This window comes from Cyanobium sp. Cruz-8D1 (assembly GCF_024345975.1).
Taxonomy (GTDB): domain Bacteria; phylum Cyanobacteriota; class Cyanobacteriia; order PCC-6307; family Cyanobiaceae; genus Cyanobium.
Genome location: NZ_JAGQCD010000017.1, coordinates 1 through 17,552 on the forward strand (window position 1 = coordinate 1; position 17,552 = coordinate 17,552).

Below are 17,552 nucleotides of genomic sequence, written 5' to 3' on the forward strand. Positions count from 1 at the left end.
ACGGGTCTGGGGATCCACAGGGGATTGGATTGGTTTCGCAGCCCCAAGCTCCCATGGCTCCCTGCCCACCCCATTGACTGAGACCCATTCTGTCGCAAGGGTTCTCAGACTTGTGTCGGGCAGTCAGGTCGCCCACACCAACCGCTACCGGCGTGAGCGCGATGAGCTGCGCGAAGCCCTCAGGATCGAACGGCAGACCAGCCAGGCCCTGCGGCAGGAGCTGGAGCAACTGCGCGGCGGTGAGCAGCTGGGGCTGGGCCTCGCTGAGTGAGCACCATGCCCCGCAAGTCTTCCCCTGCAGCGAAAGGAGCCAAGCCAGCCGCCAAAGCCAAGGCAACGGCCAAAGCTTCGGCTGGTGACAGGCCTGCGCGGCAGAAAGAGCCCTCGCTGGCCGACCTCAAGGGCCAGGTCTTGTCCCTGGCAAAGGTCTCCAGCACCCAGGAGCTCAAGCGAGCCAACGTGGATCTGCGCCATCTCGATTTCCGCCTCAAGGCCAGCTGGCGCTCCGCCTTGGGGGTGTTGCAGCAGGCGGCGGTCGCCATGGACGAGTGGGACCGGAACCCACCGGAGGAATACAAAGAGCTGTTCGCCGAGATTGATCAGGCCGCAGCGGCCTACAGCGCCTCGATTGAGCAGGGCCTCAAGCTGAGCAGCCAGCTGCGCGACGCCGCAGACGACCTGGAGGCCGTCGCCGGTGAGCTGCAGCAGGAGGCCGAGGAGCTCAAAACCATCGAGCAGGCCTCCCGCAAGCAGCGTCGGGTCCGCTCGCTCAACTGACGGTTTTGATGCTTTGGGCGTAAGTTCGGCACATGAGCGCGATCAGCCCGGCTCTCCTCAGCGATGTGACCGCCGCCCTCCGGGAGGCTGGTCGCAGCGACCTGGTTGATCGGCTGGTCGCCAGTGCTGCAGCTGCCCCGCTCACCAGTAAGCAGGCCGCCACCTTGCTTGGGGTGTCGTCGGCCAACACCGTGAAGAACTGGCTGGAGGGTGGCTGGTTTCCTGGTGCCTTTCAGACCGCCGGGGGGCACTGGCGCTTCCCACTGGAAGACGTGGAGGCCGTGAGGTCGCGTTTGGACGGCCTGCGCGATCGCAACAGCCGCAGGGATCTGACACCTGCGGATGGCGACGACGCGTCGGCCGAGCCGCCTCTGTCCTGAAGCCACTCAACCATTCACTTCGTCGATGGTGATCTCCTGCTCCCAGGCTTTGGCGATCGAGCGATCCAGTCGCCGCAGCAGCGCCACGAAGCTCCCCCCCTCGCGACGCACCAACATCACCGGGCAGTCGTAACTGGTGGTGGCGGAGGCCACACACTCGATCGGACCGACACGCCCCACCGTGATGTCGCCGCCTTCTTCCAGGATCGCTTCGATGTTGGGATAAGCCATGGGATGGGTGGCGTGGGGAGCTTTGGGGCGGGTGTCAGTCGGCTGGTTCTGAGAGCTGCAGCATCAACGTCGAGGCACTGAGCGGCGAGGGGCGAAATCCAAGCGAGCGGTAGAACGCAGCCGCCTGCTCGTCGATCGCGTGCACCAGCAGGGCTCTGGCGCCGATCAGACGCCTGGCGGCAAGGCTGCGCCGCAGCGCATCGGCCACCAGGGCGCGGCCCAGGCCCTGGCCCTGCTGGCGACGATCCACCGCCAATCGGCCGAGCACTACAACGGGAAGGGGGTCGGGCATGTTGCGGCGCAAGGCACCGGGCACCTCCGCCAGCACGATCGCCCCAGCCGACAGACAGGCATAGGCGATCACGGCGTTGCCCTCGTCTGGGCAGAGCACCACCGTGCGCGACACCCCTTGGCGCTCATTGGCCAGGGCCCGCTGCTGCAGCCAGCGGTTCAACGCGGCGTTGCCGCAGTCGAAGCCTTCCAGCTGATGCTGCGGGCCAAGGGGCTCAGGCGGGCGCATGCCAGGGCAGCGGCAGCTCGAGCAGACGGTCGATGCTGGCCTGATCCTGGGCGGCAGCGCCGGAATCCTCCAGATCCACCAGCAGGGCCGTGGTCTGCTCCGGCGTCAGAGAAAACAGCGTGCGATCGAGCAGCACATCCCGTGCTCGCTCCTGGCAGCTGCGCAGGATGAATTCGGTGCGGCTGATCCCTTCTGCCGCTGCGGCCTGATCAATCAGCTGGCGCTGCTCAGCCGAGGCCCGCAGCTGCAGCACCTGATCGCGCGCCATCACCCCACTCTCGTTGTCATGACATTGTAGTGCGCTCTTTTAGACCGGTTGGTACACCGCCAGGGCGGCCTGCAGCCGCTCCTGATGCTCCTGGCGCAGCTCCGGCGGGGCTTCAATGCGGATGCCGGCGCCGAAGCCGAACAACCAGTTGCGCAGATCGATGTCGCGCTCCATTGTCCAGGGAGGTAGGTCAAGCTCCACCGGATAAGGGTGGGTGTCGCTGGGGCTGCCGGGCTCCAGCACGTGCGGCGCGTTGGGGTGATGCCACCAGTGCTCACCGGGCAGGGGCCTGGAGAAGCGGGTGTGCTCGATCGGGTACCGCTGCAGGCCTTCGCGGATGAAGGCAAAGCACCAGCCCTGGCAGCAGAAGCGCAGCGTCACCAGCTGCTTGACGCGGATCCGGGCATTGGGGCTGGCCAGCCGCAGCTGGCTCTTGAGGTCATGGCCGAAATAGATGCCGCCGCTGTGGTGCAACAGCAGCTCCAGGCGCCGCAGGGCCTGGCTGTGGGCCTCGTCGCTGCGCCGGTTGCCCCGTTCGCTGCGGCGCAGGGCCAGACGGTCGATCCGTTCGCTGCGGATCAGGCCCACGCCGGTGCCGATCGCGTCTTCCTCGAACACCAGATACCAGCCGATGTTGTGGAACAGCAGCTGCAGCGGCCACACGCGCAAGGAGCCGTTTGGGCTGTCCGCAAAGGAGCCCACCGAGACGTAGCGCTCCAGCTCGATCCGCCGCCGTTCCACGATCGCCGTTTCCAGGGCCTCGGCCTGCCGCTCGGCGGCCAGGGAATCGGGCCGCACCAGGGCACTGCTCACGATCGAGCGGTTGGCGAACGCCCGCACCGGCGTGGTGCCGTCCACGGCGATGCCTCCCCAGGCGAGCCGCTGCTCCAGCTCCCGCAGCAGATCCTGGGCGGTGGGATCGGCCAGCCGGCCGGCGGCCTGGCTCACCACCCCGTGGATCTCCCGCAACCGGTGGGCCGAGAGCAGGGCGGTGCCGATGGCATAGCCGTGGCGCACGTTGTCGTTGCGGTGGCGGAAGCCATAGGGGGTGAGCAGCTTCTCGAGGTCCTTGCGCAGGGTGGCGGCCTCGGAAGGCAGGTAGGCGCCGGGGATGGCCTCGGTGCGCTCGATCAGGTGCTCGGGCAAGGGCACGCCCTCGGCTTGATCAAAGGGCTGCTGCAGCAGGTGGCGCAGCAGGGTGAACACCCGCATGAACACCGGCCCATCGCCCATGGGCGGGAAGCCACCGTTCACCCCACCGGGCCAGGGGCCTGTGGCTGGCGGCTCAGGCTGGGGCGGCGCCAGCTGGATCGGTGCCAAGGAGGGCTCGGCGCTGCAGAAGCCATTGGCCTCCAACCAGGCCAGATCCCCCCGGATCGCGGTGGCATCGCCGTAGCAATCGCCGTGTAGACGCCGCAGGTAGGCCGCCGCCTGATCCGCCAGGTCGCCCTCGGGCAGGGGCGACACGATCGCCTCCAGCTCCGCGCGGGTGGCGGGGTCGGCTGCGGAGAGCTCGGGGTAGGTGGTGAGCAGGCGCAGCAGGTGCAGCAGCCGCTCCAGATCCAGTAGGCGCGAGTACCCGTGAAGCTGGAAGCGTTTCTCCCGGTTGCGGGCCGAGCGGATGCGGTGATCGAGGCGCGCCAGCTCATCACGCAGCAGGGCCTCCAACTCGCGGCCGTGGGTGGGCACCACCGCCACCACCGCCGCGAATCCCTCCGCCCGGGATGGCCCGAACGCCGGATCGGCCAGGGCGGCCGCCATCTCGCGGATCACCGGCTCGGGCACCAGGCGCTTGCGGGTCTGATTCCACTGCAGACAGGTGGCGAGCGGCGTGTAGAGCCACCAGCCGATCCACTCCACCGGCACCGGCAAGGTCAGGGCCTGGGTGATCGCCAGGCGCCAGGGCCGGCGGGCATGGGTGGCATCGAGGATCACCGGCGTACCGGCGGCCACGGCCTCGCGGAGGCGCTGGTGCAGCAGGGCTTCGATGTCACGCCACGGGCCCTGCACCGCCGCGTCGCCGAACAGCTCGCCGCGCACCACATCGGTGGAGAGCACCACGGCACCGGTGAGCTGGGCCAGCACGCCAGCCAGGGTGGTCTTGCCGCTGGCGGGCGGGCCGATCAGCAGGTGGCAGCGCAGGGGCGCAGGCGTGGGCGCAACAGGTGGGCTGGTCATGGCCACAGCGTGGCCGCTGGGGCGTGCCACGGCAAGGCTCTACAAGCGAAAGAGCAGATTTAGGACCAAACCACGACTGGGATCTGTCTGACGGCTTTGCTATTTCGCAGGAAGAACGGCACCAAAACCGCCTGCGCTGCTGAGGCTGCTCCCAGCGCCTCATCCATCCCATGGCTTCCCCGCGCCCCCCGTCGCTGGCCCAGGCCCATCACTACCGCCTGCCGGAGCTGCTGCACGACATCCGCCTGCTCGATCTGCTGGAGCTCTGCGGCACCACCGTGCAGACCAGCCGTCACCTGCAGCTGAGCCAGCCCACCATCAGCCGCCGCTACCGGCTCCTCTCGGAGGATTTCGGCCTGGTGCGCGATCGCTGCCAGCTCTGGGGCTGCGGTTATGGCACCTCGGCCGCGATGCGCCTGCTGCGGCTGGGTTGCCGCGCCCATCGCCTGGCTGCTGGTGTCGCCCGGATCGGCAGCGATCTGCTCCATCACCCCCTGCTGGCGGGCTGCCCCTGGCTGCTGCCCACCCCTCAGCGGTTCCGGGCGGCGGCCAACTGGCTGGAGCTGGTACGCCAGGGCGTGCTCGATGGCGCCCTGATCTCAGGCCTGGAGCTGGAGGAAGCAGAAGGACTGAACCACCAGGAGCTGGAGCTGCTGCCGCTGGGGGAGCTGCCCCTGGCCCTGGCGTTCTGCCCCGAGGCGCCAGTGCTGGTGGGCGCTGTCCCCGGCAGGCCGGCCTCAGGGGGGCGAGTTGCGGAGGTGCTGGTGCCCGATCGCGGCCTGGCGCCCGGCCTGCGGCGGCTCCTGCGGGAGCTGGGGCTCCCCCTGCGCAGCGGGGGCAACAGCCTGCAGACCCCAGATGACTGGATCAGCCGGATCCAGGGCAGCACCCTGGCTCTGGTGGTGGCCGATCGGGAGGCCGACACCTGGGCCTCCCTGCAGCGCTGGCCCTTTGGCCACGGGCCCCAGGCTTCCCGACCCCACAGTCCGGTATGGCTGGCGCTGCCGGCCGACTGGCAGGAGCACCCGGTGTTGCGGCACACCGCCCGGGAACTGGGCCGGATCGGCGCCGCGCAACAGCTGGAGGGCTGAAATTATGCGCTCCGTGCATAGATCCAAGACTCGCGGCTCCAAGTGCTTCTGTTGTGCTGCCACATCGCTTCCGCTAGGTGCAGACTGGCCGCAGCGTCACCTGCCCCCCATGCCACCCCACCCGCCACAGGCGGTCGAACCACAGGGGGGCACGCCGCGATGACCGCCCGCTTGGAAGACCTCATGCCCGATGCCCAGGTCAGGGGCCTGGTGGGCCGCGAGGCTGTCCGGATTGTGTCCGCCGAGATGCTGGGGGAGGCCGCTTGCAAGGTGGTGTACCGCGGGCAGGACGGCGCCCTGGGCGAGCAGCTGCTGTTCCGCAGCAATGAGGCCGACCTGGAGCTGGTGGGTGGTGGCCGCAAGTGGAGCTTCGAGGGGGACGGCGAGCTATTCCGGCTGGTATCGGAGGCCGAACGGATACGGCTGGCCTACCTGTTCGACCCTTATGTGGCAGTAAGCAGCAGCACGATCGACCCGCTGCCCCACCAAATCAGCGCGGTCTACGAGCACATGCTCCCCCGCCAGCCAATGCGCTTCCTGCTGGCGGACGACCCCGGCGCAGGCAAGACGATTATGGCCGGCCTGCTGATCAAGGAGCTGCTGATCCGTGGCGAGCTGGAGCGCTGTCTGATCGTGGCGCCGGGCTCTCTGACAGAGCAGTGGCAGGACGAGCTGAAGGAGAAGTTCGAGCTGCAGTTCGAACTGCTCACCCGCGATCTGATCAACGCCACCGGCCTGGGTAATCCCTTCGCGGAGCGGCCGTTGCTGATCGCCCGGATGGATCAGCTCTCGCGCGATGCGGAGCTGCAGACCCGACTGGAGCAGGCGCCCGAGTGGGACCTGGTGGTGTTCGATGAATCCCACCGCATGAGCGCCCACTACTTCGGCAATGAGGTGAAGCGCACCAAGCGCTACGACATGGGTAAGCGGGTGGGCAGCCATGCCCGCAACCTCCTGCTGATGACGGCGACGCCGCACAACGGCAAGGACGAGGACTTCCAGCTGTTCATGGCCTTGCTGGATGAGGACCGCTTCGCGGGGCAGCAGAAGGATGCCGTGCACCGCAGCGACCCCACGGACCTGATGCGCCGGCTGGTGAAGGAAGACCTCTACACATTCTCGGGAACCAAGCTGTTCCCCGAGCGCCGCAGCTACACAGCCGAATACGAACTCTCCGAGCCTGAGAAAGTGCTCTACGAGAAGGTGACCGAATACGTGCGCGACGAGATGAACCGCGCCGACCGCAACGCCAACCAGCAGGGCGGCGCCAAGAAGCGGGTCAATGTGGGCTTCGCGCTGATGACCCTGCAGCGGCGGCTGGCCAGTTCACCATTCGCCATCCATCGCTCGCTGGAACGACGGCGGGAGCGGCTGGAGAGCCGGCTCAAGGAGGAGCGCCTGCTCCTAGAGGGCCGTGAGGCGGGCAGCAAGCTGGTTCTTGATGCCAAGTTCGACCCAGGCGCCATCAGCGACGACGACATCGCCGAGTTGTATGAGGAGGACACCGCCGGGGAAGTGGAAGCCACTGAGGAGGCATTCACCGATAACGCCACCACAGCCCAGACCCTCGAAGAGCTGGCGTCCGAGATCGAAACCCTCAAGGGCCTGGAGAGGCTGAGCAAGAAGGTGGTGGATCAACGCTGCGATGCCAAGTGGAGCGAACTTGATCGGATCCTGGATGACGAGCAGATGCGCGAGCCCAATGGCGGCCGCCGCAAGCTGGTGCTGTTCACCGAGTTCAAGGACACCCTCACGGATCTAGCCATCAAGATCCGCGATCGGCTGGGCCGGCCGGAGGCGGTGGTGGAGATCCATGGCGGGGTGGCGCGCGACAAACGCCGCCAGATCGTGCATGCCTTCATGAACGATCCGCAGGTGGTGGTGCTCCTCGCCAATGACGCTGCCGGGGAGGGTGTGAACCTGCAGCGGGCCCACCTGATGGTCAACTACGACTTGCCCTGGAACCCCAACCGGCTGGAGCAGCGCTTCGGGCGCATCCACCGGATCGGCCAGAAGGAGGTCTGCCATCTCTGGAACCTGCTGGCCAAGGACACCCGCGAGGGGGATGTCTACATCCAGCTTCTCCACAAGCTGGAGATCGCCCGAGAAGCCCTCGGCGACAAGGTCTTCGACGTGCTCGGGCAACTTTTCTCAGGTCGGTCACTGCGGGACTTGCTGATGGACGCCGTGCGCTACAACCAGCAACCCGAACGGCAGCTCCAGATGGATCTGGAGATCGAAGGGGCCGTGAACCAGGAGCATCTGCGGCAGTTGCTCAACGAGCGGGCCCTGGTCCAGCAGGGCATGGATGTCCACAAGGTGGAGCTGCTCCGGCAGCAGATGGAACGGGCGATGGCCCGCCGCATCCATCCTCACTACGTCCACGACTTCTTCATCCAGGCGTTCCGGCGGCTGGGCGGCAAGGTGTTCGACCGGGAGAAGGGCCGCTACGAGATCACCTACGTGCCACCGCTGCTGCTTGATCGCAACCAGCAGATCGGTTTCGGGATACCCGTGCATGCGCGCTACGAACGGATCTGTTTCGAGAAGGACCATGTTGCCGATACCCCGCGGGCGGAGCTGGTGAGCCCTGGCCATCCGCTGCTGGAGGCTTGCCTATCCCTGGTGTTGGAGCGTGATGGCGCCGTGCTCGGCCAAGGGGCGGTGCTGGTGGATGAACGGGATCTGGGCACTGAGCCGCGGATGCTGTTCTGCCTGGAGCATGGGCTGCAGGACGGCCGCCGCAACCGCCATGGAAAGCAGGAGTTGGTCTCGAATCGGCTGCAATTCCTGGAGATCAACCGCCAGGGCGAGGTTGCCATTGCTGGCTCTGCGCCCTACCTCGACTACCGACCCTTGAAAGAAGGGGAGCGTGAGCAGATCGAAGGGGTGCTCAGCGAGAGCTGGTTGGCGCAGGATTGGGATCAGTTGGTGATCACCCAGGCCCTCACGACCCTGGTGCCCGAGCACCTGGAAGAGGTGAAGGGTGAACGGCTGGAGCGGATTGCCAAGGCAAGCCAGGAGATTCAGTCACGGATGCAGCGGGAAATCAACCTCTGGTACCGCCGCTACGAAGAACTCAAGCTGCAGGAGTCGGCCGGCAAACAGGTGCGGCTCCCGGCCCAGGTGGCCAAGGAGCGCTACGAACTCCTGCTGGCCCGACTGGAGAAGCGCAAGGTCCAACTGGCGCTGGAGGCTCAGATCAGCGCCAAGGTGCCGATCCTCAAGGGCGGAACCCTGGTGATTCCGATGGGCTTGCTGCTGGAGGCCAGTGGCGCCGCAGAAGAAGCCGGCCCCGATGCAGCCGCCCGGAAGCGGGTGGAGCTGTTGGCGATGAACGCCGTGTTCGAGGCGGAGAAGGCACTGGGGCGCATGCCACGGGACGTGAGTGCGCAGCGGGGCATCGGCTACGACATCGAATCGATGGATGACCAGGGCGATCTGTTCTTCATCGAGGTGAAGGGCCGCATTGATGGGGCCGACTCGGTGACGCTCACGATCAATGAGGTGAATACCGGCCGCAACTCGCCCCACCGTTTCCGGCTGGCCCTGGTGGCCGTGACGGGGGATCAGGCTGCAGCGCCGGTCTACGTAAGCGGCATCGACTGGGGGGTGCCGGGCTTTGGCGATACCCAGATCACCAAGAACCTCCAGCAACTGCTGGCGGCTGGCAACAGGGCTCATTAACATGACAAGTAATGATAATGCGGGTGATCAGGTGAGTCTACTCGAGCTTTTAGGAATTGATGGCTGGTCAGAGAGTGAAAGACTAAGCGGATGGCCCAATGTCGACGATGATCATTTTGCCATACGGACTCTTGAACTAATTCGATATCGTTGCTTTGATACTGTTAAGCTTGATTTTCACCCAAAACTAACGTTATTTTCAGCACCCAATGGGGAAGGCAAGACAGCAATTCTTGATGGAGTTGCGATCTCGCTTCGGCTCTTTGTCGATACTATACAGAAGCAGGTGAGTTCTCCGGGATTCAAGAAAGAAGACATTCAACTTTTCGTTGCCCCCGGTGGCAGTATGGAGAACTATCTACCTCAAGAGCATACAAAGTTAAACGCGACGGCGATTCTCTTTGGGCATTCAGTATCCTGGGCAAGAGAGCTTGGATCAGATCAGCCAAAAGCAAAGACTACAATCAAGGATGCCAAAGATCTTGCCAAAATTGCGAAAGAACTTTTGAAAGGAATCCAGCCTCGTCCTTCCTCACAGGCTGGCGAAGAAGCGCCTGTCACTCTTCCTCTAATATCTTATTACGGAACTGGGAGACTGTTTTCTCAGATTCCACAGAAAAGCGCTTACGTTGGTAGCAAGTCTCGGCTAAGTGGCTACAGGGATTGCCTTAATCCAAATTCAAGCTATAAGGCATTCCTTGCTTGGTTCTCCCCAATGAGCAGCGAAGCTCAAGCAGAACACGTCAGCGGGCTATCGGCAGGTCATCAAGCCATTGCGAGACTTAATGCAGTAAGCGATACCATTCAACAAATTTTAGAACCCACTGGCTGGAAGGGGGTTCGATGGGACTATGTCAATCAAGAGTTACTGGCTTTTCATGCCGATGGTCGCGTGTTTCCAGTACGCCTTCTATCAGATGGAGTGCGCAACATGCTCGCCATGGCTGCCGACATGGTGTTTAGATGCTCTCAGCTAAATCCACACTTGGGAAGGGAAGTGGCAAACCTCACTCCGGGGATTGCACTTATTGATGAAATCGATATGCATCTCCACCCTGAGTGGCAACAGTCCGTGCTTTCTCGGCTTATAAAGGTATTTCCCAAAATCCAGTTTCTTGTTTCTACTCATAGCTCTGAAGTGATAAGCACTATTAGCAAGGAGCATATTCGAGTGATCAAAGATGGTCTCGTAACCAGCCCGATAAAACAAACATCAGCAGTACCTAGTGATCGCATTCTCTCGGATGTAATGGGTGTTCATCCTATCTGGGGAGAACTTAAAGCCGCGAAGGAACTAACTCGTTATCATGCACTAATCAGCCAAGACCTTGAGACATCAACAGAGGCCGAAAGTCTTCGTGCAGATCTCATCGAGCATTTTGGAGAAAGCTCTCAACAGATTGTTGAGTGTGATCAAGCTATCCGCCTTCGAATGATCCGCAAGAAAATTTCAGATCGCTCTGGCAAGGAGGGTTAAGCATGAAGCTCCTATACCGCACGCCTCTCAATCCGAATTTCTTAACCCAATACAATCCGAACACTGATAAATGGTCTGTCAAAGAACCTTGCACTCCATCCAGTGACCATCGAAATCAGATTTGGATTGCGTTATTAAGCATCCAGGGTGGTGTATGTGCCTACTGTGAAGCTGGACTTCAAAACGGTCGTCACATTGAACATTTCGCAAATCGAGGCAAACGCCCCGACCTCACGTTTGAATGGACCAATCTTTTTGGAAGCTGTAATAGAAATGATTGCTGCGGACATTACAAGGACAGCAGCCGTAATCCTTTTAGTGGCTATAATTTAGCTGATCTTATCAAGCCCGATAGGGAGGATCCTTGGCACTTTCTTGTCTTCGGCTCTGACGGTAGGGTTTCCGTACGCGATGGGCTCTCAGTGAACGACAAAATACGCGGCCAAACAACTATTGATGTTTTCAACCTGAACGCACCTCATCACGTCCCAGAGAGGTTGAGTAAATATTATTGCGTTCAAGGCCATCTAGGCTTAATCGAAGAGGATGCGGAGGAAGCAATAGTTGATTTAATTTTAGATGAAATCCGCTCTTCAGTATTGCCTCATTTGGACACATATTCATCTGCGGCATTGCAGCCCTTAGAGCTAATCCTTGGCCCTGAGAATTATTCGACCCCATGACCCCCCACCCCGTCCACCGCCGCAAGAAGCTGATCGAGATCGCTATCCCGCTGGAGGCGATCAATGCGGCCTCGGCGAAAGAGAAGAGCATCCGCCATGGCCACCCGAGCACCCTGCACCTGTGGTGGGCGCGGCGGCCTCTGGCGGCGGCGCGGGCGGTGATCTTCTGCCAGATGGTGGACGACCCCTCGGCGGTGCCGGAGGAGTTCCCTACTGAGGAAGCCCAGGAGAACGAGCGGCTGCGGCTGTTCGGATTGATCAGCGAGCTGGTGACCTGGGAGAACACCACCAACGAGCAGGTGCTGAATCGGACGCGGGCAGAGATCCACCGCAGTTGGCGGAGGGCCTGCGCCGACAACGCCGATCACCCCGAGGCTGCAGAGCTGTTCAACCCAGAGAAGCTGCCTGGATTCCACGATCCCTTCGCCGGTGGTGGGGCGTTGCCGCTTGAGGCGCAGCGGTTGGGGCTGGAGGCCTACGCCAGTGATCTGAACCCGGTGGCGGTGCTGATCAACAAGGCGATGATTGAGATGCACAAAATGGCAACCGTATCAGCCATTCCCGTCGACTGCGTTGCAGATAGCATTGGTTCGTTTAGTTGTTGGCGGCTGATCTCAGCCACACTTTTCGCTAATCCTCTTTTAAATCTTGGCAAGGTTATGCTTATGCCATGAAACTGTATATTGGCATCACCGATACGGATTGGTTCCGTTACCTCCGCAGCAGTAATGCTGATGAGATGAACTTCTGGCGGCCAAAGGCTACCAACCAGTTCAAGGCCTTGGAGCCTGGCGAGCTTTTCCTATTTAAGTCAAAATATCCTCATCATCGGATCGTGGGTGGCGCATTCTTCGTACGTCACACGACTTTAAGTCTTGATCTAGCGTGGAAGGCCTTCGCAACAGCCAATGGTACCGATTCCATGGAAAAGTTTCGACGCATGATTCAGGGGCATCGAAGGGATAACGAATTCAACCCGATCATTGGATGCACAATCTTGACTCAGCCGTTCTACCTGGAAGACAATGAGACCATTGACCCACCATCAGACTGGTCGGGCAACATCGTTACTGGCAAGAGCTACGAGATCGCGCCGGGCAGCGAAGGCCTGAGGTTGTTCGAGCAGGCTCAGGCAGTCTTTTCGGCTAGCTATCCGAGAAATAGTACAGACAAGCCATATGAACCAATTGACAGATTCGGCAAGCCGCAGCTTGTGGCTCCAAGGCTTGGTCAGGGAGGCTTTCGTATTCTGGTCATGGATGCCTACTCGCGGAAGTGTGCAATCACAGGGGAGAAAACACTGCCAGTCCTGGAAGCAGCGCACATTAAGCCCTATTCCGAGGAGGGACCACATGAGGTTTCCAATGGCATCTTCATGAGATCCGATCTGCACACATTATTTGATGGTGGATATCTGACTCTGACAAGAGAGTTCAACATCGAAGTCAGCAAGCGAATTCGCGAGGAGTTTTCAAACGGCCGTGAGTACTATGCTCTGCATGGAAGGAAATTGGTGACGTTGCCAGAGAATCCATCAAGCAGGCCAAACCTTTCGCACCTTGAGTGGCATCAGAATAATAGGTTTCTTGGCTAACTGAATGAGCCTGATGAATGTTGAAATTATTGCAGTAAGTTGCAGTGGGCTAGGGGCTGCTATCCTGAAATCTAATGTAGATTTTGTATCAAGTGGCTATCACAGTCTCATTCACCCCAGCCGTGGCCAGGCCGCGCCGTGTTGGTGGGCACCGCCTTCAGCCCCTCCAAGGCCACCACCTATCCCGATGGCACCGTCGTCAACACCCTCTGGGGTGAACTCGCCTATCAGCTCGGTGGGGCCCATGGCTATGCCCTTATCGCCAGCAGTGATCTGCAGCGAGTGGCCCCCGGTGCCCAGGATCTGGCCGCCCTGTTCACCGCCCATGCCCCTTGCCTGATCCTGGTGGATGAGTGGGTGGCCTACGCCCGCAACCTGGTGAGCAACGCCACCCTGCCGGCAGGCACCTTCGATTCACAGGTGTCCTTCGCGCAGGCGCTCACCGAAGCCGTGAAGCAGGTGCCCAATGCCCTGCTCTTGATCTCTGTTCCCCAGAGCGTCAACGAGATCGGCGGCAATGATGGCGAGAAGGCCGTCTCGGCCCTCAAAAACGTGGTCACCCGCATCGCCTACCAATGGCGGCCTGCCACCGGCAATGAGGGCTTCGAGATTGTGCGGAGGCGGTTGTTCGAGCCGATCACCACCAAGGAAGCCGGCGCCGCCCGCGATGCGGTGGTCCGCAGCTTCACCGACCTCTATTCCCAGAACCCCTCAGAATTCCCGGCCGAAACACGAGAAGCGGGCTACCGCGACCTGCTGATCAGCGCCTATCCGATCCACCCTGAGCTGTTCAAGCGCCTCTACGACGACTGGAGCACCCTCGATCGCTTCCAACGAACTCGGGGCGTGCTGCGCCTTCTGGCGCTCACGATCGAGGGCCTCTGGAACAGCAACAGCAAGGACCTGCTGATCACGCCCAGCTCGATCCCGCTGGACGACAACGACGTCAAGAACGAGCTGGTGCGCTTCCTCGACAACCAGTGGGAGCCGATCATTTCCCAGGATGTGGATGGCCCCCAATCCACCCCCACCCGGCTGGATACGGAGAACCCCAACTTCGGCCGTGTCAGCGCCTGCAAGCGGGTGGCCCGCTCCCTCTACATCGGCACCGCCCCAGATGCGGATGCCCTGCGCAAAGGGATCGGCGATCAGCGGGTGAAGCTCGCCTGCGTGATGCCGGGCGAGCCGATCGGCGTGTTCGGCGATGCCCTGCGCCGCCTCGGCGATCGGGGCCGCTTCATCCAGCAGGACGGCGACCGCTACTGGATCGACACCCGCCCCAACCTCAACCGCACCGCCGAGGAGCACCGCGAGAGCTACCTGCGCCAGCGCGAAGAGCTGCTGGCTGAACTCAACACCCGCCTTGCCCAGGAGGCCACCAAGCGGGGCGACTTCGCCGGTCTTCATGCGGCCCCTCTGGAAAACAGTGCCGTCCCCGATGAAGCGGCCACCCGGCTCGTGCTCCTCGCGGCGCAGCACACCCATCGCAAGGGCGTTGAGTTCAGCGCGGCGAGGCAATGGACCGCAACCTGCCTGCAGAGCCGGGGCAACAGCCCCCGCCAGTTCGCCAACACCCTGATCTTCCTGGCTCCCGATGAAGCCAATCTTGAAAACCTCTTCCACGCCCTGGCCGATCGCCGCGCCTGGCAGCACATCATCGACAACGAGCTGGAGCTGAACCTCACGGTCGCCCAGAAGAACCAAGCGATTGGAAAGATCGCGGAAGCGACCCAGGCCGTGGCCAGCCGCATCCCAGAAACCTGGTGCCACCTGCTGATCCCCTATCAGAGCAAGCCGGGCCCCGGTGGGGCACTCTGGGACGAGAAGAAGCTCACCAGCGGCAAGGGAAGCCTGGCCGAGCGGGCCAGTGAGCGCTGCGTGCAGGAGGACGTGCTGTTCCTGCAACTTGGTGCCCGCCGCATCCGCGACGACCTCAACCGCTTCCTCTGGACCGACAAGCCCCATGTGGCAGTCCGCGACCTTGTCGACTGGAGCCGCAAGTACCTCTACCTGCCCCGCGTGGCTACCGATCAGGTGATCCTCAACGCCCTGGTGAATCAGCAGGCTGCCCTAACCGGTGAAGCCACATTTCACCTTGCCGATGACTTCGATGAGGGCACTGGGCGCTACAGCGGCTTGAGGCCCCAGCAGGGCCCCAACACTGGCCCGGCATCTTTGACGAGCCTGGTGGTGAAAGACGAGGTAGCGGCCGTCCAGATCGAGGCGGATCGGCTGGCTGAAGAGGAGCGGAAGCGACAGGCCTCGAAGCCAGAAGTGGTTGGGGCCGGTGGAACGGGGCCGGGCATCGCCAAGCCACCGGTCATTGGGCCTGGACCAGATCCCATTCCCCCACCACCGCCGCCAAAACCCAGCCTCCCCACCACCTACACCGCCTCGGTGAAGTTGGACTCGGTGACGGCAGGTCCCCAGGTCGGCAAGTTCCTGGTCGAGGTGATGTCGCACCTGCAGGCGCTGCCAGGGGTGGAGATTGAGATGTCCCTGGAGGTCAAGGTGCGGGCGCCTGGCGGTATCGACGAGGCCACAGCGCGGATCGTGCTGGAGAACTCGTCGGCGCTGAAGGTGGATAAGCCGGGTCTGTACTAAACATAATTATAGGCTCTGAGATCTAATGCCATGACAGAGGACCACGTCGCAATACCTATTCCAATATCGTCCGAGGACGACGAGCCAGACTACTTGGAATACATTAAGGGTTTTCGAGATGAACTTCGTCCTGCTCTTGACCTTAAGGTCGACGATGGAGACTGCCGGACGACGTACCTTGATCACGAGTTCACTGACGCCACCATGGCAGGAGATCAGATAACCATTGATTACGAGGTCACGACCGACACTTATTACGGATGTAAAGATATAGACAGCCTGGGCTCAGTGTGGAGGGCAATCACGGGGACAAGCAATGGGGCCCATTGGATCTTCCCGCACTACACCTATCCCGATGACAGGTCAACATTTGAGGAGTTCTAGGATTAATAGCGATAAGCTACGGCCTAAGCTGGCGGTAATCCTGTATGGTCCGCCCCCAAGGCCATAAAAGGAGGCTTGGCTTTAACTGCTTCATTGTCTTGGGCTTTCGTGTCCGGCAACTCCGCCTTTTAGCTATGCAATAGATTGCTGAGCTACTGAATTGAGCTACTGCGAGAGTCGCTTCAGATCTTGCTGCAGTTGCTCGGCGATGCCCGCAAAGCTGCCGATCTGGTCTGCCCGGAAGCACCTGCGGCGGATGGGGGTTGAGCCTGCTGCTGGTGGGCAGGCCTTGGGCTCTGGCGATTACGCCACCCGGCCTGCCCCGGCTTGCGCACCGCGCAAGGGCTGACGCGAGTCGCTCCGCGACCCTTGCGCGGCGCTGGCGGCGCCGGGGCTCAACGGCGGTGTCGTTCGCCAGCCCAGCCATGGCCGCCACTCCCCTCAGCCGCTCCTGCCCGATCCGCATCATCTCGGTGCATCTCCTCGATGCCGCCGGCCAGCTGCTGCGGGTGCTCTTCCTCGATCGCGAGGGGCGCATCAGCGCCAAGCCGCACTACGTGCCTCGCGAGCAGGCCCTGATCCTGGCTGCCAATCAGCAGCGGGTGCTCGGTCCCCAGGCCGAGGTGCGGGTGCTCTGAGCCCCCGGGGCCGGAGGCACACCGCCTCCGGCGTTCGGGTGTTGCCACAGCGCCCGTGGGCTTGGGCTTCCTGGATCCATGGATGCCTCCCTCACCAGCGAGCGGGTGGACGCTGCAGGTTCCTCACTGAGGCGGCTCACCGCAACGGCCTGACGGTTCCGACTGGGCGGTCCCTGGGCTGGGCACCCTGCAGCACCGGCAGTGGGGGAGGGAATTGCCCCCGCACCGGCGCACACCCACCGCCTCCCTCGGCCAGTCCTCACGCCGCGTCAAGGATCGGGCCAGGCGCCCCAGGGGGGCGTCCTTGCCGTGGCGCTGCGGCCGGCCGGTGGGGGTGGGGTTCTCCGCCGTCCCCAGATGGCTTCCCCGCTTTCCCCCTCGCGCCGCCAGCAGCAGCCCCAGCCTCTCGTCCGTTCTGCCCTGCGTGCCCGCGATGCCCTGGTGCTGGAGCACCTGCCCCTGGCTGATGCCCTGGCTTCCGCCGCCGCCCGGCGCCTCTTCCCGCTGGTGGAGCGGGAGGATCTGATCCAGGTGGCCCGTGAGGCCCTGGTCCGCTCTGCTCCCCGCTGCAGAGCCGGCGAGCCCGCAGCTCCTTATCTGCGCAGCTGCATCACCGGTGCCCTGCAGCATCACCTGCGTGATCGGGTGCGGCTAGTGCGTGTGCCCAAGCGCGTCCATGAAGCAGGGGATTGCCCCCTCGGCCACAGCAGCCTCGATGCCAGCTTTGCTGGCGAGCCGTGCCTGCTCGATCAGCTGGCAAGCCCAGAGCAAGAAGCAGCCGGGCCCGCTGATGATCAAGCGCTGGAGCAGCTAGTAGATCAGCTGCCGGCAGCTCAAGCCACGGCCCTGAGGCTCACCATCCTTGAGGGCCTGTCACTCCGCGCTGCAGCTGAGCGGCTGGAGATCAGTGCCATGTCGGTGCAGCGGGCCCAGAAGAAGGCTCTTGAGGCACTGCGCCAGCAGCTGGCAGGCGGGGGCTGAGGCCCCTTGGCTCAGCACAGTGACGCTGCTCTCTGGGCTGATCAGAACCCTCCAGCAGC

Annotated in this window: 17 protein-coding genes; 13 read left to right on the plus strand and 4 right to left on the minus strand. The window is 62.7% G+C overall.

All coding sequences use genetic code 11. From position 1 onward, the window contains the following. Window positions 1–112 precede the first annotated feature (112 nt). From KBZ33_RS11405 to KBZ33_RS11415, 3 genes are read left to right on the plus strand one after another with little or no spacing between them, the layout of a single operon-like run. On the plus strand, window positions 113–271 hold the full coding sequence (locus KBZ33_RS11405; protein ID WP_254953320.1) for a hypothetical protein: 159 nt from the start codon (window positions 113–115) through the stop codon (window positions 269–271). Window positions 272–276: 5 nt separating this feature from the next. Further along, window positions 277–777 (plus strand): hypothetical protein, encoded by a 501-nt coding sequence (locus KBZ33_RS11410; protein ID WP_254953318.1) that lies wholly within the window; start codon window positions 277–279, stop codon window positions 775–777. A 32-nt stretch (window positions 778–809) separates the two neighbouring features. Beyond that, entirely contained in the window at window positions 810–1,157 is a 348-nt protein-coding gene (locus KBZ33_RS11415) for a helix-turn-helix domain-containing protein (RefSeq protein WP_254953316.1), read from the plus strand. A 6-nt stretch (window positions 1,158–1,163) separates the two neighbouring features. Here the strand turns inward: KBZ33_RS11415 and KBZ33_RS11420 are convergent, their stop codons facing one another. Genes KBZ33_RS11420 through KBZ33_RS11435 form a run of 4 tightly spaced genes read right to left on the minus strand, consistent with a single transcriptional unit; the run spans window position 1,164 to window position 4,354 of the window. Continuing rightward, window positions 1,164–1,388: a hypothetical protein gene (locus tag KBZ33_RS11420; protein WP_254953314.1), complete on the minus strand. Its 225-nt coding sequence runs from the start codon at window positions 1,386–1,388 to the stop codon at window positions 1,164–1,166. A 34-nt stretch (window positions 1,389–1,422) separates the two neighbouring features. Beyond that, complete coding sequence (locus KBZ33_RS11425) at window positions 1,423–1,908, minus strand: GNAT family N-acetyltransferase (RefSeq protein ID WP_254953312.1); 486 nt, start codon at window positions 1,906–1,908, stop codon at window positions 1,423–1,425. Continuing rightward, window positions 1,895–2,176, minus strand: a complete 282-nt coding sequence (locus tag KBZ33_RS11430) for a DUF1778 domain-containing protein (RefSeq protein WP_197163942.1) — start codon at window positions 2,174–2,176, stop codon at window positions 1,895–1,897. Before KBZ33_RS11430 ends, KBZ33_RS11425 begins: the two co-directional genes overlap by 14 nt. Window positions 2,177–2,215: 39 nt before the next feature. After that, on the minus strand, window positions 2,216–4,354 hold the full coding sequence (locus KBZ33_RS11435) for a WYL domain-containing protein (protein WP_254953308.1): 2,139 nt from the start codon (window positions 4,352–4,354) through the stop codon (window positions 2,216–2,218). Between the two features lie 170 nt (window positions 4,355–4,524). Here KBZ33_RS11435 and KBZ33_RS11440 point away from each other — a divergent pair, with 170 nt between their 5' ends. The 10 genes from KBZ33_RS11440 (at window position 4,525) to KBZ33_RS11485 (ending at window position 17,493) form a co-directional block, all read left to right on the plus strand. Beyond that, window positions 4,525–5,445: a hypothetical protein gene (locus KBZ33_RS11440; RefSeq protein ID WP_254953306.1), complete on the plus strand. Its 921-nt coding sequence runs from the start codon at window positions 4,525–4,527 to the stop codon at window positions 5,443–5,445. Window positions 5,446–5,604: 159 nt separating this feature from the next. Next, window positions 5,605–9,132: a helicase-related protein gene (locus KBZ33_RS11445; protein WP_254953304.1), complete on the plus strand. Its 3,528-nt coding sequence runs from the start codon at window positions 5,605–5,607 to the stop codon at window positions 9,130–9,132. Window position 9,133: 1 nt separating this feature from the next. Further along, entirely contained in the window at window positions 9,134–10,609 is a 1,476-nt protein-coding gene (locus KBZ33_RS11450; protein WP_254953302.1) for an AAA family ATPase, read from the plus strand. Between the two features lie 2 nt (window positions 10,610–10,611). Next, window positions 10,612–11,292 carry a retron system putative HNH endonuclease gene (locus KBZ33_RS11455; RefSeq protein WP_254953300.1) on the plus strand — a complete coding sequence of 227 codons (681 nt, stop codon included), beginning with the start codon at window positions 10,612–10,614 and terminating at the stop codon, window positions 11,290–11,292. Next, entirely contained in the window at window positions 11,289–11,966 is a 678-nt protein-coding gene (locus KBZ33_RS11460) for a DUF1156 domain-containing protein (RefSeq protein WP_254953298.1), read from the plus strand. Before KBZ33_RS11455 ends, KBZ33_RS11460 begins: the two co-directional genes overlap by 4 nt. Further along, window positions 11,963–12,886, plus strand: a complete 924-nt coding sequence (locus tag KBZ33_RS11465) for an HNH endonuclease (protein ID WP_254953296.1) — start codon at window positions 11,963–11,965, stop codon at window positions 12,884–12,886. The genes KBZ33_RS11460 and KBZ33_RS11465 overlap by 4 nt, the downstream gene beginning before the upstream one ends. Window positions 12,887–13,030: 144 nt before the next feature. After that, window positions 13,031–15,490 carry an ATP-binding protein gene (locus tag KBZ33_RS11470; protein ID WP_254953294.1) on the plus strand — a complete coding sequence of 820 codons (2,460 nt, stop codon included), beginning with the start codon at window positions 13,031–13,033 and terminating at the stop codon, window positions 15,488–15,490. A gap of 30 nt (window positions 15,491–15,520) precedes the next feature. Continuing rightward, on the plus strand, window positions 15,521–15,874 hold the full coding sequence (locus KBZ33_RS11475; protein ID WP_254953292.1) for a hypothetical protein: 354 nt from the start codon (window positions 15,521–15,523) through the stop codon (window positions 15,872–15,874). A 425-nt stretch (window positions 15,875–16,299) separates the two neighbouring features. Then, window positions 16,300–16,512 carry a hypothetical protein gene (locus KBZ33_RS11480; RefSeq protein ID WP_254953291.1) on the plus strand — a complete coding sequence of 71 codons (213 nt, stop codon included), beginning with the start codon at window positions 16,300–16,302 and terminating at the stop codon, window positions 16,510–16,512. Between the two features lie 357 nt (window positions 16,513–16,869). Further along, window positions 16,870–17,493, plus strand: a complete 624-nt coding sequence (locus KBZ33_RS11485; RefSeq protein WP_254953290.1) for a sigma-70 family RNA polymerase sigma factor — start codon at window positions 16,870–16,872, stop codon at window positions 17,491–17,493. Window positions 17,494–17,552: the final 59 nt, after the last annotated feature.